The organism is Shinella lacus (assembly GCF_010994755.1).
GTDB classification, from domain to species: domain Bacteria; phylum Pseudomonadota; class Alphaproteobacteria; order Rhizobiales; family Rhizobiaceae; genus Shinella; species Shinella lacus.
Window position 1 is genome coordinate 141,403 of sequence record NZ_WHSB02000010.1, and the last position, 13,926, is coordinate 155,328.

Genomic DNA, 13,926 nt, shown 5'->3' on the forward strand with positions numbered 1-13,926 from the left:
TCCATCCGCTTCCGTCAGGCTGCCGGGTGGCGCTTGAAATCTGTCTGCGAAACGACGCCCACCAGCCGGTTCTGCCGGTCGAGCACGGCTAGGCGGCGAAGGTGCAGCGATTGCATGTTGGCGATCACGTCTTCCGGTGCCTCGTCGTCGTAACAATAGGTGATGTTGGTTGTCATGACGTCGCCGACCTTCGTGGTTTCCGCGTTCAGCCCCGGCGCGACGACGCGTAAAATGATGTCGCGATCCGTCAGCGTGCCGACCAGACCGCTCGCATCCGCCACCGGCAGGAAGGCGATATCCCACTCGGCCATCAGGCTTGCGGCATATTGCAGGGTCTCCTCCGGCCGGACGAGGTGGACATTGCGAGTCATGATATCGCCGATGGACATGGGGGACCTCTTTTTGCACTTTCTCTAAGAACAGACGACCGGGACGTTGGTTCCAACGGCCCTAGTTCCGGCGGCGGTCGACGGCGACGATGATCGAGGGCCCGGGCGCGGTGCCGGCGGTCAGCTCGAAGATCGCTTCGCCGCCGATCGCCGGCCACGGCCTGCCTTCCCGCGTGAAATTCGCGCGAATGCCGAGCGTCGCCGTCGCAAAACGCCAGTCGATGGCGAGAACGCCCTCCTCGGTGGAAAACACATGCGGCTCGGGCGCCTCTTCCGCGAGCAACGGCGCGACGTGCATCTGTCGTAGCCGGATCAGTTCGCGCACGAAACCGATCTGCTGCCGGCCATCGGGGGAGGCGGCGCGCGACCAGTCGAGTTTCGAGCGTTGCAGGGTCTCCTCGGACACGGGATCGGGGAGGTCGGCGATGGTCTGGCCCGGCTTCAGGCCGCCGAATTTTTCCGCCTCCTTCTTGCGGCCTTCCTGCACGGCCCGCGCCAGATCTCCCTCGAAATCGGCGAAATACAGGAACGGCCGGTCCTCGCCATATTCCTCGCCCATGAACATCATGGGAACCGGCGGGGCGAGAAGCAGGAGCGCGGTCATCACATTGAGGAGCGTCGGATCGGCAACCGTGACGAGCCGGTCGCCGAAGGCGCGGTTGCCGATCTGGTCGTGGTTTTGCAGGAAGTTGACATTGACCTGCGGCGGCAGGGGATCCTGTGGCGCCGGGCCGACTCGATCCCGGTTGCGATCCGCATGGATGAAGCCGCGGGCGGTCGCTGCGCTCAGCGCCTCATAGGGTTTTTCCACGAAGGCCGCATAGTGGCCCTGCTGTTCACCCGTCGCGATGACATGCAGGGCATGGTGGAACTCGTCGTTCCAGCCGGCCGTATAGTGATGCACGATGCCGCCGTCGCGGTTGAGCAGGCCCTTGCGGCTGAACTGGTCTTCGACGACGAGATGAATCTGGCGGTCCGGCACGGCCTGGCGGATGGTCTGCGCCATTTCGAGCAGCATATGGCTTTCGCTCTCGTCCTCGATTTCCTCGGTCGCGTCGAAGCGCAGGCCATCGAACCGGTGGTCGACGATCCAGTGTAGCGCGTTCTCGATGAAATAGCGCCGCACGGCCTGCCGCTCGAAGGCAAGGGCCGCGCCCCAGGGCGTGTGGCGCTCGGGGTGGAAGAAGGGCGGGGCGATGCGCGGCAGGATGTTTCCGGCCGGGCCGAAGTGATTGTAGACGACGTCGAGCAGCACCATCAGGCCGTGGCCGTGCGCCGCATCGACCAGTGCCTTCAGGTCGTCCGGCGTGCCATAGGCGTTGTGCGGCGCATAGTGCAGCACGCCGTCGTACCCCCAGCCTCGACGTCCGGCGAAATGGGCGACGGGCATGATCTCGATGGCGGTGATGCCGATATCGCGCAGGTGGGCGAGTTGCTCGATCGCCGCGCGAAACGTGCCTTCCGGCGTGAAAGTGCCGATGTGCAGCTCGTAGACCACCGCCTCTTCCCAAGGGCGCCCCTTCCAGCTGGGGTTCTGCCAGGCATAGCGGCCATGATCGACGATGACGGAGGGTCCTTCGACGCCGTTTTTCTGGGCATGGGAGCCGGGGTCGGCGATCTCGCTGCCGTCGGCGAGCCGGAAGGTATAGGCGTCGCCGGGTCGGGCACGGTCGGTCTCCACCGCATGCCAGCCATCGTCCTCCGCCTGCATGCCGATCTCGTGCCCGCCGACAAGCAGCGTCACGGCGTTTTCGGCCGGCGCCCAGAGGCGGAACTGCACCCTTCCGTCCTCCAATATGCGCGGTCCCCAGGTTCTTGGCGTCGGTGCTGGCTCGCTCATCCGCTTCCTCTTTGTTGCTTTGCAGCAAGATTGAACCGGAAGGCGGCGAAAAAGTTCCGGAACAATCCGCTTCTTTTCGCGTTGCACCATCGCTTTTCAAAGCCCCGGCGGAGGATTCCGCTGTGCGGGTGCGATCAGACATCTGCGACGGCGCGTCCGCTCTCGGCGCCGTCCGCATGATCATCCAGGGGAGGCCGATGCTCGACCGAAGGGGACCTATCGCATGAGTTACTCATTTTCCGAACTCGATTTCATGAAGCCGGAGCTCGGCGCCGAATTCACCGGCGAAGGCACGCATTTTGCCGTGTTTTCCGCCCATGCGGAGCAGATGGAGCTTTGTCTGTTTTCCGAGGACGGCAAAGAGGAAACCGCCCGGCTGGCGCTGCCCAAGCGCGAAGGCGACATCTGGTCCGGCTACATTGCCGGGCTGAAACCCGGCACGGTCTATGGCTACCGTGCCCACGGGCCGTATGATCCGCAGAACGGCCACCGCTTCAACCCGAACAAGCTGCTGCTCGACCCTTACGCCAAGCAGATCGTCGGCGAAATCGCCTGGGACGATGCGCTGTACGGCTACCGCATCGGGGACGCGGCGGAAGACCTGTCCTTCGACGAGCGCGACAGCGCCCCCTTCATGGTGAAGGGCAAGGTGCAGGATCCGGATTTCGACTGGGCGGGCGATGCGGCCATCCGCCGGCCCTGGACCGAGACGATCATCTACGAGGCGCATGTGCGCGGCATGACCATGAGCCATCCGGGCGTGCCGGAGGAGCTGCGCGGCACCTTCATGGGCATGGCGAGCGATCCGATCGTCGAACATCTTGTCGATCTCGGCATTTCCGCCATCGAACTCCTGCCGATCCAGTATTTCCCGGACGATCGTTATCTGCTGGAAAAGGGCCTGCGCAACTATTGGGGCTACCAGACGCTCGGCTTCTTCGCGCCGCAGCCACGGTTCCTCTCCGGCCGCGCCGTCACCGAATTCAAGACCATGGTGAAACGCTTCCATGCCGCCGGCATCGAGGTCATCATGGACGTTGTCTACAACCACACGGCCGAAGGCTCGGAGCGCGGCCCGACGCTCAGCTTCCGCGGGCTCGACAATCTCAGCTATTACCGCCTCTCGCCCGACGACCTGCGCCACAGCTACGACACGACCGGCACCGGCAACACCGTCAACATTGCCCATCCGATGGTGCTGCGCATGGTGCTGGACAGTTTGCGCTACTGGGTCGGCGTCATGCATGTCGATGGTTTCCGTTTCGACCTTGCGAGCACGCTCGGCCGCACGCGTCACATCGAATTCGACCGCGACGGCACGTTCTTCGATGCGATCCGGCAGGACCCCATCCTCTCCGGCGTCAAGCTGATCGCCGAGCCCTGGGATGTCGGCGACGGCGGCTACCAGGTCGGCGGTTTCCCGCATCCGTTCCGCGAGTGGAACGACAAGTACCGCGACGACGTGCGCCGCTTCTGGAAGGGTGATGGCGGCCTCGTGTCCGGCCTCGCATCGCGCCTTACGGGCTCCGCACCGCAGTTCAACCACTCCGACCGCGGGTCCACGTCTTCGATCAACCTGCTCAGCGCCCATGACGGTTTCACGCTGATGGACACCGTCTCCTATGACGGCAAGCACAATGAGGCGAATGGCGAGGACAACCGCGACGGCCATTCCGACAACCATTCGCACAATATGGGCGCCGAAGGCCCGACCGACGACGCTGGCATCCTTTCCGCCCGCGACCGCCGCCGGCGCAACATGATCGCCACGCTGATGCTCAGCCAGGGCGTGCCGATGCTGCTCGGCGGCGACGAGCTCGGCAACAGCCAGCAGGGCAACAACAATGCCTATTGCCAGGACAATGCGGTGGGCTGGACCGACTGGGACGGCCTCGACGATCCGTTCCTGAATTTCTGCAAGGGTGCGATCGCCTTCCGCAAGGCCCATCCGGCGCTGCGGCAGGAACGGTTCCTGACGGGTGACGCCGCCGAGGACGGCACGATCGAGATCGCCTGGTATCGACCCGACGGCGCCTTCATGACCGATGCCGCCTGGAAGGACGGCAACCTGAGGGCGCTCGGCCTGTTCCTCTCGAAGCCGGCGAACGGCGAGGGGCCGGACCAGCTCTTCCTCGTCCTCAATGCCGGCGGGGATTGCCAGGTGAAACTGCCGGAGGTGAACGGCATCAAGGCGTGGAAGCGGGTGCTCGATACCGGCGCGGAAGATGACGCCTATGCCGAGCATCCGGCGCAAAGCCCGGCCATGGTCTACGGCGGCAGCGTCGCCGTCTTCGAACCGGTGGGATGAGCCGCAAAACATGGCGCCGGACAACCTCAAAGAGACCGGTCTCGTCTATGTCTCCGACAGCGAGCCCGGAATCCGGCGCCAGCGTGCCGGCCGCAGCTTCTGTTATCGCCTGCCGGACGGTTCGCTGGTGCGCGATGCGGCGCTGAAGGCGCGCATCGCCGCGCTCGGCCTGCCGCCGGCCTATCAGAATGTCTGGATCTGCATCGACAAGCACGGCCACCTGCAGGCCACCGGTTTCGACGCGCGCGGGCGAAAACAATACCGCTACCATCCCGACTGGCAGGCTCTCAAAAGCGGCGACAAGTTCGATCAGCTGATCGCCTTCGGCCGCGCGCTGCCGAAACTCAGGCGCGCGGTGCGGCGCGATCTCGACGGCGCGCCCGGCACGGTCGATACGATGTTGGCGGCCATTACCGTGCTGCTCGACGAGGCGCAGCTTCGGGTCGGAAACCGCGCCTATGCGGTGGAAAACAAGACCTATGGCGCGACGACCTTGCTCAAACGCCATGTCCGGCTTGCCGAAGGGCAGATCGAGCTGCGCTTCAATGCCAAGGGCGGCAAGCGCGTGCAGCGAACGCTGAAACATCCCCGCCTCCAACGCCTGCTGGAAGATTGCGCCGACCTGCCGGGCCGCCAGCTCTTCGTCTGGAAGGACGACACGGATCTCGTGCGGCCGATCGATTCCGGCCGGCTCAACCTGTATCTCGCCGATATTTCCGGTATCGCCGTTTCCGCCAAGACCTTCCGCACCTGGGCCGGCAGCCTTGCCGCCTTCGCCATGGCGCGCCATGCGGTCGAGGAGGGGGCCGCCCGACCATCAAGGGCATGGCGCAGGCGGCGGCGGACACGCTGCACAACACGCCGGCCATCGCCCGGTCGAGCTATATCCACCCGGATATCATCGCGCTCGCGGAGGCGCCCGAGGCCTTGCGCCTGGCGCTGCGCCGTCCGTCGCTCGCCATCACCGGGCTGCGGGCGGAGGAGGAGCGCCTGCTGCGCTTCCTCGAAAGCCGCCGCAATGCGCGCCGCCGTGCGCGCAAGAAAACGCCGGCCATTCAGGACGCATAGCCGGCGCTTCAGGGTTCAGGCGATGATCAGGCGGCGCGGCGTTCGTGCCGGCCTTCCTCGATTTCCTCGACGATCTTCGCAACGAAGGCGTCGAGATCCTTCGGCGAGCGCGAGGTAATGATGCCCTTGTCGGTCACCACCTTCTCGTCGCGCCAGTCCGCCCCGGCATTGACGAGGTCCGTGCGGATCGATGCATAAGAGGTTGCCTTGCGGCCGCGCAACGCATCGGCCTCGACGAGCAGCCACGGCGCATGGCAGATCGCCGCCACCACCTTGCCCGACGCGAGGAAGTCCTTGACGACGCGCATCGCCTTCTCGTCGGCGCGCAGGAGGTCCGGGTTGATCTGCCCGCCGGGCAGCACGAGCGCGTCGAAGTCCTTCGAGAAGGCTTCCTCCGCGGTCAGGTCGACGTCGACCGTATCGCCCCAGTCCCTCTCGTCCCAACTCTTGATCGGGCGCTTTTCCAGCGAGGCGATCTTCACCGCCGCGCCGCGTTTTTTCAGTTCATCCAGCGGTACGCGCAGTTCGGAGCGCTCGTAGCCGTCGGTGGCGAGAATGAGTACGCGTGCTTCCTTGATGGAGGGCATGGCTTATCCTTTCTCATGTGTGGTGCCCCATCGGGGCTTTGCGGAATGCCTTCGCCGTCGCCTCAGTGGCGGAGCGAAGATTCCTCGTCTCTGCCTTCGGGCAGCGATTGGCGGGTCAGATCGACGGCGGCGCGGGTCGCGTCGTCCGCCTCATGCGAATTGAGTCTTGCGGCATGTTCGGGCAGCGCGACCTTTTCGAGGTCGGCGCGTTCGCGCGCCGCCTGCTCCCAATGGTCGCCATCCTTGCCCTGCGGGCGACCTTCCGCCTCCCACAGGCCATAGGCACGCTTGCTGATCCATTCCTGGCGTTCGTCGTTCACGGTGATGTGTCCCTTCGACAAGTGGCAGCGGTCTATGCCACCGTCCATGAGTTCACGCGGAAGCCTGCCTCCTTGGCGGCCTCGATAAAGGCCCGGCGCGCGAAGGCCGGGTCGTCGTCGCTTACCAGCCCCTGCTCGCAGACGCTTTTCGCCGTCAGTGCCGCAGGTCCGTCCTTGATCGGCCAATGGTTCTTTATGCAGAGCAGGGCGTCGCGCGTGCTTTGCACGCGCAAAACCTGCTGGTCGCCCTCGAGCACGACCGCCTCGTCCCACAGCCGGTCGGTTGCAAAAATGGTCATTGCAGGCCCTCCGCTCTCTGGGTTTCGGCCGGAACATCGACAAGGCTGACGATGCCGACGACACGCCGGTCGTCGTTCACCACCACGAGGCGGCGCACGCCGAGTTCGCGCATGCGGGCCGCCACCGTTTCCGTGTCGTCCTTCTCGTTACACAGCTCAGGCGACACGGTCATGAATTCCGCAATGGCGGTGGAAGTGGAATGTCCCCGCGCCAGGACCGACACGACGATATCGCGATCGGTGATGATGCCGACGATGGCGCCCACGCCAGGCACTTCGACCGGCAGCGCGCCCACTTCGGTTTCGGCCATCAGCCGGGCTGCCGATTGTGCAGTGTCATTGGGGGAGACGGTGACGATCTGGGCGGACATCACGTCCTTGACAAGCATCTCGATCAGTCCCCTTCAAAGCCGTCCGTTGATAAGGCTGCGGCCGTTCGGCGCGGCGGGCACCACCACCTCATCGCGCTCCGGCTGGCGAAGCGGCAGATCGACCTGCTGCGGCACGATGACCTGCGGCTCCCAGGAATTGCGGCGTTTGCGGGTGTTGCGAAAGTCGGCGTCCGGGGTTTCGGCGGGTTTGCGGGCTAGCGGCTTTTTCTTTTGGCGCACGGGTACACTCCTGCGAACGGGCTTCGACTTCTCAACAAACGCGGGTGCTGCGGCTTGGTTCCCAAAAAACCGGGGAACCGACGTGTCTCCTAGGCATTGTTGTCGAGCCGAACCGGCATAACGAAGAGGAAGTTGCCCATGCTGTTTGCAGGAAAGGTCGCCCTCGTCACCGGTGCCGGATCGGGGATCGGAAAGGCCACGGCGCTGGCCTTCGCCCGCCATGGCGCCAGCGTCGGCGTGCTGAGCCGTACCGCGGAAGAGGTCGAGGCCGTCGCAAAGGAAATCCTAGCGCTCGGCGGCGCGGGTCTGGCACTTGCGGCTGACGTAACTGACGAAGCCTCAATGCGCGGCGCGGTGGAGCAGCTCGTCGCCACCTTCGGCAGCCTCGACGTCGTCGTCGCCAATGCCGGCATCAATGGCGTCTGGGCGCCGATCGACGACCTGAAACCCGCCGAATGGGACGAGACGATCGCCGTCAACCTGCGCGGCACCTATCTGACGCTGCACCTGACCGTGCCCTTCCTGAAGAGGGCGGGCGAGGGCGCCATCGTCGTCGTCTCCTCGATCAACGGCACGCGCACCTTCTCCACGCCCGGCGCCACCGCCTACGCCGCGACCAAGGCGGCGCAGCTTGCCATGGTGCAGCAGCTCGCGCTGGAACTCGGCAAGGCGCGCATCCGCGTCACGGCCGTCTGCCCCGGCGCGATCGAAACGAGCATCGACGAAAACACCAAGCAGCGCGGTGCCGGTGAATCCGGCATTCCCGTCGTCTGGCCGGAGGGCGACATCCCCGTCTCCGACGGCAAGCCCGGAACGGCCGACGAAGTGGCCGACGCTATCCTCTTCCTCGCCTCCTCGAAGGCCCGCCATATTACCGGCATTCCACTCTGGATCGACGGCGGGCAGGGCCTGTTGCGCTGACCCTCTGGCGTTCCCCGCCGACCTTGTGCAAGGTGCGGGAAAACAGTGCAGGAGGTCACCATGGGCAATCATCTTTTCGACGCGATCCGCGCCGCCGCAACACCGGAGGCCGTCTTCATCGAGACCGCCGAAGGGCGCCGCTGGACCTATGGCGAGATGATCGCGTTTTCCGGCCGGCTGGCTGCGGCGCTCGTTGGTCTCGGCGTGCAGCCCGGCGACCGCGTCGCGGTGCAGGTGGAGAAGAGCCCGGAGGCGCTGATGCTCTACCTCGCCTGCGTGCGTGCGGGTGCGGTCTACCTGCCGCTCAACACGGCCTATACGCTGACGGAACTCGACTATTTCATCGGTGACGCGGAGCCGCGGCTTGTGGTCGTCGACCCGAAATCCGTGGGCGGCGTCACGGCGGTTGCCGAGGCCTATGGCAGCACGGTCGAGACGCTGGATGCGATCGGCGGCGGCAGCCTCATCCATCGGGCCGGGGGCGAGGAAGCGGATTTTGCCGATGCGGAGCGTGGGGCCGACGATCTCGCGGCGATCCTCTACACATCCGGCACGACCGGCCGTTCCAAGGGCGCGATGCTGACGCATGACAACCTGCTCTCGAACGCCCTGACGCTCAGCGAGCATTGGCGCTTCACCAGCGCCGACCGGCTGATCCATGCGCTGCCGATCTTCCACACGCATGGCCTGTTCGTCGCTTCGAACGTCACACTGCTCTCCGGCGCCTCGATGATACTGCTGCCGAAATTCGACGCCGACGAGGTGCTCGGGCTGATGGAAAACGCCACGGTGATGATGGGCGTGCCGACCTTCTACGTCCGGCTCGTGCAACATGCCGGCCTGACGCGGGAGGCGACCGCCGGCATGCGCCTATTCGTCTCCGGCTCCGCGCCGCTGCTTGCGGAAACCCATCGCAGCTTTTCGGAAAAGACCGGCCACGCCATCCTGGAACGCTACGGCATGACCGAGACGAACATGAACACCTCCAACCCCTATGACGGCGACCGCGTTGCCGGCACGGTGGGCTTCCCGCTGCCCGGCGTCTCGCTGCGCGTTACCGAGCCGGAAACCGGAAAGCCCTTGGCCGACGGCGAGACGGGCATGATCGAGGTGAAGGGTCCGAACGTCTTCAAGGGCTATTGGCGCATGCCGGAAAAGACCGCCGCGGAATTCCGCACGGACGGCTTCTTCATCACCGGCGACCTCGGCAGGGTCGACGAGCGCGGCTACGTGCACATCGTCGGGCGCGGCAAGGATCTCGTGATTTCCGGCGGCTACAACATCTATCCCAAGGAAGTGGAGACCGAGATCGACGGCATGCCCGGCGTCGTCGAAAGTGCGGTCATCGGCGTGCCGCATCCGGATTTTGGCGAGGGCGTGACGGCTGTCGTGGTGTTGAAAAAGGGCGCTGGGCTGGACGAAAAGGCGGTGCTCGACGGGCTGAAGGACCGGCTCGCGCGCTACAAGCAGCCGAAGCGCGTGCTCTTCGTCGAGGACCTACCGCGCAACACGATGGGCAAGGTGCAGAAGAACGTTTTGCGCGACACCTATGCGGACCTCTACAAGGCCTGACGCCGCTCCGGCGCGAAATGCCGCTTGAGGATGTCGAGCACCTCGCTTGCGAGTTCCCCGACGATGCCGCCGCGCTCCCAGGAATAGAGCGAGGCCACGACCGGCGGTTCGGGCGCGAAATCGGCGAGCGGCTTCACCCGCCATCCCTTCGCCGAATCGACCGGCAGCAGCGACAGGCCGAGGCCCGCTTCGATCGCCATCAGCACGTTGCGCAGGCTCGCGGAGGTGAAGGCGACGTACCAGCGCCGCCGCTCACGCTCCATGCGCTCGAACATGGCGTCGCGATAGAGCCCGCCGGGTGGGAAGGTGACGAGCGGGGTCGGATCGGGCAGGTCGCTTGCCGCATCCAGCGCCGTGAACCAGGCGATCGGCTCCTCGAAACTCGCCCAGGCATCGGAACTCGGCACGTCCTCCTTGAGCACGACGATGTCGAGCTCGCCGGAACGGTAGCGCCGCGTGAGGTCCGAGCGAAGCCCCGTGGTGACGTCGAGGCGGGCCTCCTTGTGGCGCTTGGCGAAGGCTGCGAAGGCGTGGGCCATTTCGGGCGTCGCGATATCGTCCGGCATGCCGATGCGCACCGAGGTAGTGCCGGAGGTCTCGGCGACCAGTGTCAGCGCCTCGGTCTGGAGCGCCAGGATGCGCCGGGCGTGGCCGAGCAGGCGCTCGCCCGTCACCGTCAGGCGCACGGGCCGCGCGGCGCGATCGACGAGGTCGCGGCCGATCGCTTCCTCCAGCCGGGCGATCTGCTGGCTCATCGTCGATTGGGTCATGTGCAGGCGGTCGGCGGCCGCCGTGAAACTGCCGGCATCGGCGATCGCCACGAAGGCCCGGAGCAAACGCGGATCGAGCACGGCATCTCCATTGGAAAACGGAATAGTCGGTATCTAAACATCTAATTTGCGCATGATTCAAGCCGGTGCTAGCGATAGGCCATGATCGGCAGCGTAACTCGTGGCCGAGACATGCATTTTCAGCACGAAAGTCGAACCATGACGGATACGCATCCCGGCCGCGATTGGGCAATGCTCGCGCTGGTCGTCCTGATCGGCCTCAACCTTCGGCCCTTCCTTGCCGCGCCCGCGCCAATTCTGGCTGAGATCGTAGCGGATACCGGATTGGGCTATGACGGCATCGCGATGTTGACGCTGCTGCCGATGGTCCTGATGGGCGTCGGCGCCTTCGTTGCCCCCGGCGTTCAGGTGAAACTCGGCGCGCGCCGCGGCCTGCTCATCGCGCTCGCCATCCTGCTTGCCGGCTCGGCGCTGCGTCTCGTCGTGTGGGACGGCGCGTCGCTGATCCTCACGGCGGCACTCTCCGGCATCGGCGTCGCCTTCATCCAGGCGGCCTTTCCGGGCATCATCAAGGCACGCTTCCCGACGCATGTGCCGATCGTTACGGGCCTCTATTCCGCGATGATCATGGCCGGCGGCGCTTTTGGCGCGCGGATGATGCCGGTGCTGATGCATGCTGGCTATGGCTGGCGGGCGGCTCTTGCCTGGCTGGCGCTGCCGGTGGCGATTGCGCTGGCCGCTTCCTGGCGCATCCTCTCCGATGTCCGGTTGGACAGGCCCGACGGCACGCTCACCCGTCAGTTGCTGCGGCGGCCGCGCACCTGGGTGCTGATGGCGGCTTTCGGGCTGATCAATGCCGGCTATACCTCGATGATCGCCTGGCTCGCGCCCTATTACCAGGCGCAAGGCTGGACGAGCGCCGACAGCAGCGGCCTCGTTGCCGTCATGGCCGCCTGTCAGGCCGCCGCCGCACTCGGCCTCCCCATCCTCGCCCGCGGCAATGTCGATCGCCGCCGCTGGCTGTGGCTGACGATCGCCTTCCAGGCCATTGGCTTCTTCGGCCTGGCAAGCTTTCCCGCCATGGCACCGGCCGTGTGGGCCGGGCTTTGCGGCGCGGGCCTCGGCGGCAGTTTCGCGCTCGCCATCGTCACCGCGCTCGATCATCTGCCGCGACCCGAACAGGCCGGCGCGCTTGCCGCCCTGATGCAGGGCGGCGGGTTCCTGATCGCCGCGATCGGCCCCTATGCCATGGCCGTGCTGCACGACTGGACCGGAAGCTTTGCCGCCGGCTGGGCGCTGCATCTCGGCTGCGTGCTCGTCACGGCGCTGCTCTACCTGCGATTTGACCCGCGGCATTATCCGGCATCGATGCCCGTCACCGGATAAACAAAAAACCCGCGCCGTTTTCGGGCGCGGGTTCTATCTGGGCTTAGCGGCGCGCGCCGAAGGGGCGCAGCGTCATGTGGCGGTTGACGTCCTTGTAAAGCAGGTAGCGGAACGGGCCGGGGCCGCCGGCATAGCAGGCCTGCGGGCAGAAGGCGCGCAGCCACATGAAATCGCCGGCCTCCACTTCTACCCAGTCCTGGTTGAGCCGATAGACGGCCTTGCCCTCGAGCACGTAGAGGCCGTGTTCCATGACATGGGTTTCCGCGAAGGGAATGACGGCGCCGGGCTGCAGCGTGACGATCGTCACATGCATGTCGTGGCGCAGGTCGTTCGGATCGACGAAGCGCGTCGTCGCCCAGCCGCCATTCGTGCCGGGCATTTCCGACGGCTTGATGTCCTTCTCGTTGAGGATCAGCGGCTCCGGATGATCGAGACCGTCGACGGCTTCATAGGCCTTGCGGATCCAGTGGAAGCGGGCATGCCCGCCCGAACGGTTGTGCAGCGACCATTTCAGGCCCGGCGGCAGGAAGGCGTAGCCGCCTGGCTGGAGCGTGTGCTTGCCGGAAGGCAGCGTCAGTTCCACTTCGCCATCGACGACGAAGAGCACGCCCTCTGCGCCCGCATCCTGCTCCGGCCGGTCGCTGCCGCCACCCGGCGCCACTTCCACGACATATTGCGAAAAGGTCTCGGCGAAGCCCGAAAGCGGGCGTGCGATCACCCAGAGACGCGTGCCGTTCCAGAAGGGCAGGAAGCTGGTGACGATGTCCTGCATCACCCCCTTGGGGATCACCGCATAGGCCTCCGTGAACACGGCGCGTCCGGTCAGGAGGTCGCTCTGCGGCGGATGGCCGCCGAGGGAGGAATAGTAGCTGCGTTGCATCGTCTCAGGCCCTTTGTCTTGAGTGTTTCCGGTATTTTCTGACGTCGGTCTGCGCCGCCGCCTTGTTTTGGTTACTTCGCGCCCGCCTTTTCCAGCAGCGCGACGATCTCGCCATAACCGCGCCCGCGAGCATGCTGGAGCGGCGTAACGCCGTCATTGTCCGCGAGATCGACCTTGGCGCCGGCGGCAAGCAACAGGCCGACGATCTTCACATGGTTTGCCCCGCCATCGCCAAGGATGATCGCCTCCAGCAGCGCCGTCCAGCCGAGCCGGTTGACATGGTCCACGTCGACGCCCGCCTTGATCAGCGTGTCGACCGTCTCGACATGGCCGCGCTCGGCGGCGGGAATGAGGGCCGTGCCGCCGTAGCGGTTGTTGCTCTTGAGATCGGCGCCGTGGGCGAGCGTCAGCTTGAGGATGTCGAGATGGCCGCGCGCGCCGGCATAGAGATAGGGGCTGTCGCTGATGTCGTCCTTGGCGTTCACATCGGCACCGGCCTCGATCAGCGAGCGGGCGGCGTCCACCTTGTTGCCGTGCGTTGCCACGAGCAGCGCGGTCGCACCGCTCCCGTCCCGCGCGTCGATCTCGGCGCCCTTGGCGAGAAGCGCCACGATTTCCGCGGCCTCATCGGCGGCGGCCGCCTTGTGCAAAGAAAGATCCATGGCGTGACCTGCGGCAAGAAAAGGAGAGGCTGCCAGGAACAGCCAGGCCGACAGCAGGGCAAGTTTCAGCATGCGCTATCCCATTGGTTTGTGGGGGCGAAATTAGCAGGGGGCGGGGCCATTAGAAAATTAAATGTGTAAATCCACATCATGCAGAAGATGGAATTCACCTAAGCGGCTTCGCTCGATGCTAAAGCCTTGAAGATGCCAGCGAGGCTGACCATCGCCTTCACCACCGATCCCGAATGGGCGGACTGAGCATTCCTTTTCAGAATGCTTGGCATTTTGACTA

Annotated in this window: 14 protein-coding genes and 1 pseudogene; 5 read left to right on the plus strand and 10 right to left on the minus strand. The window is 65.4% G+C overall.

The genetic code is table 11. The features are described 5' to 3' along the window. Positions 1-14: 14 nt before the first annotated feature. Positions 15-389, minus strand: coding sequence for a CBS domain-containing protein (locus GB927_RS23775; RefSeq protein ID WP_256119706.1), 375 nt, complete (start codon positions 387-389; stop codon positions 15-17). 61 nt (positions 390-450) lie between these two features. Then, entirely contained in the window at positions 451-2,229 is a 1,779-nt protein-coding gene (gene treZ / locus GB927_RS23780) for a malto-oligosyltrehalose trehalohydrolase (protein WP_256119707.1), read from the minus strand. Between the two features lie 223 nt (positions 2,230-2,452). Between treZ and glgX the strand changes: the two genes are divergently transcribed. Both glgX and GB927_RS23790 read left to right on the plus strand, forming a co-directional pair. Then, a complete protein-coding gene (gene glgX, locus GB927_RS23785; RefSeq protein ID WP_256119708.1) occupies positions 2,453-4,537 on the plus strand; it encodes a glycogen debranching protein GlgX in 2,085 nt (694 codons plus the stop codon). A gap of 10 nt (positions 4,538-4,547) precedes the next feature. Further along, positions 4,548-5,605 (plus strand): annotated as a pseudogene (locus GB927_RS23790) (DNA topoisomerase IB). 26 nt (positions 5,606-5,631) lie between these two features. On the opposite strand, the gene GB927_RS23795 reads toward GB927_RS23790, so the two are convergent. From GB927_RS23795 to GB927_RS23815, 5 genes are all read right to left on the minus strand, one after another. Next, positions 5,632-6,192, minus strand: coding sequence for a type 1 glutamine amidotransferase domain-containing protein (locus GB927_RS23795; RefSeq protein ID WP_256119709.1), 561 nt, complete (start codon positions 6,190-6,192; stop codon positions 5,632-5,634). Between the two features lie 62 nt (positions 6,193-6,254). Continuing rightward, positions 6,255-6,512 carry a DUF2934 domain-containing protein gene (locus tag GB927_RS23800; protein ID WP_256119710.1) on the minus strand — a complete coding sequence of 86 codons (258 nt, stop codon included), beginning with the start codon at positions 6,510-6,512 and terminating at the stop codon, positions 6,255-6,257. A gap of 32 nt (positions 6,513-6,544) precedes the next feature. Beyond that, positions 6,545-6,811 (minus strand): DUF982 domain-containing protein, encoded by a 267-nt coding sequence (locus GB927_RS23805; protein ID WP_305112350.1) that lies wholly within the window; start codon positions 6,809-6,811, stop codon positions 6,545-6,547. Further along, the gene (locus GB927_RS23810; protein ID WP_256119711.1) at positions 6,808-7,200 is read right to left on the minus strand and encodes a CBS domain-containing protein; all 393 of its coding nucleotides are present in this window, start codon (positions 7,198-7,200) and stop codon (positions 6,808-6,810) included. The genes GB927_RS23805 and GB927_RS23810 overlap by 4 nt, the downstream gene beginning before the upstream one ends. A gap of 15 nt (positions 7,201-7,215) precedes the next feature. Beyond that, a complete protein-coding gene (locus tag GB927_RS23815) occupies positions 7,216-7,422 on the minus strand; it encodes a hypothetical protein (RefSeq protein WP_256119712.1) in 207 nt (68 codons plus the stop codon). Between the two features lie 138 nt (positions 7,423-7,560). On the opposite strand from GB927_RS23815, the gene GB927_RS23820 reads away from it, so the two are divergent. Together GB927_RS23820 and GB927_RS23825 are read left to right on the plus strand one after the other, a co-directional pair. Continuing rightward, positions 7,561-8,343 (plus strand): SDR family oxidoreductase, encoded by a 783-nt coding sequence (locus tag GB927_RS23820; protein ID WP_256119713.1) that lies wholly within the window; start codon positions 7,561-7,563, stop codon positions 8,341-8,343. A gap of 60 nt (positions 8,344-8,403) precedes the next feature. Beyond that, entirely contained in the window at positions 8,404-9,915 is a 1,512-nt protein-coding gene (locus GB927_RS23825) for a malonate--CoA ligase (RefSeq protein ID WP_256119714.1), read from the plus strand. Here the strand turns inward: GB927_RS23825 and GB927_RS23830 are convergent. Further along, entirely contained in the window at positions 9,903-10,766 is an 864-nt protein-coding gene (locus GB927_RS23830) for a LysR family transcriptional regulator (protein ID WP_256119715.1), read from the minus strand. The genes GB927_RS23825 and GB927_RS23830 overlap by 13 nt on opposite strands. A gap of 138 nt (positions 10,767-10,904) precedes the next feature. Here GB927_RS23830 and GB927_RS23835 point away from each other — a divergent pair, with 138 nt between their 5' ends. Further along, a complete protein-coding gene (locus tag GB927_RS23835) occupies positions 10,905-12,092 on the plus strand; it encodes a cyanate transporter (RefSeq protein WP_256119716.1) in 1,188 nt (395 codons plus the stop codon). A 43-nt stretch (positions 12,093-12,135) separates the two neighbouring features. On the opposite strand, the gene GB927_RS23840 is transcribed toward GB927_RS23835, so the two are convergent. After that, positions 12,136-12,972: a bifunctional allantoicase/(S)-ureidoglycine aminohydrolase gene (locus GB927_RS23840; RefSeq protein ID WP_256119717.1), complete on the minus strand. Its 837-nt coding sequence runs from the start codon at positions 12,970-12,972 to the stop codon at positions 12,136-12,138. Between the two features lie 71 nt (positions 12,973-13,043). Next, complete coding sequence (locus GB927_RS23845; RefSeq protein ID WP_256119757.1) at positions 13,044-13,634, minus strand: ankyrin repeat domain-containing protein; 591 nt, start codon at positions 13,632-13,634, stop codon at positions 13,044-13,046. Between the last annotated feature and the right edge of the window lie 292 nt (positions 13,635-13,926).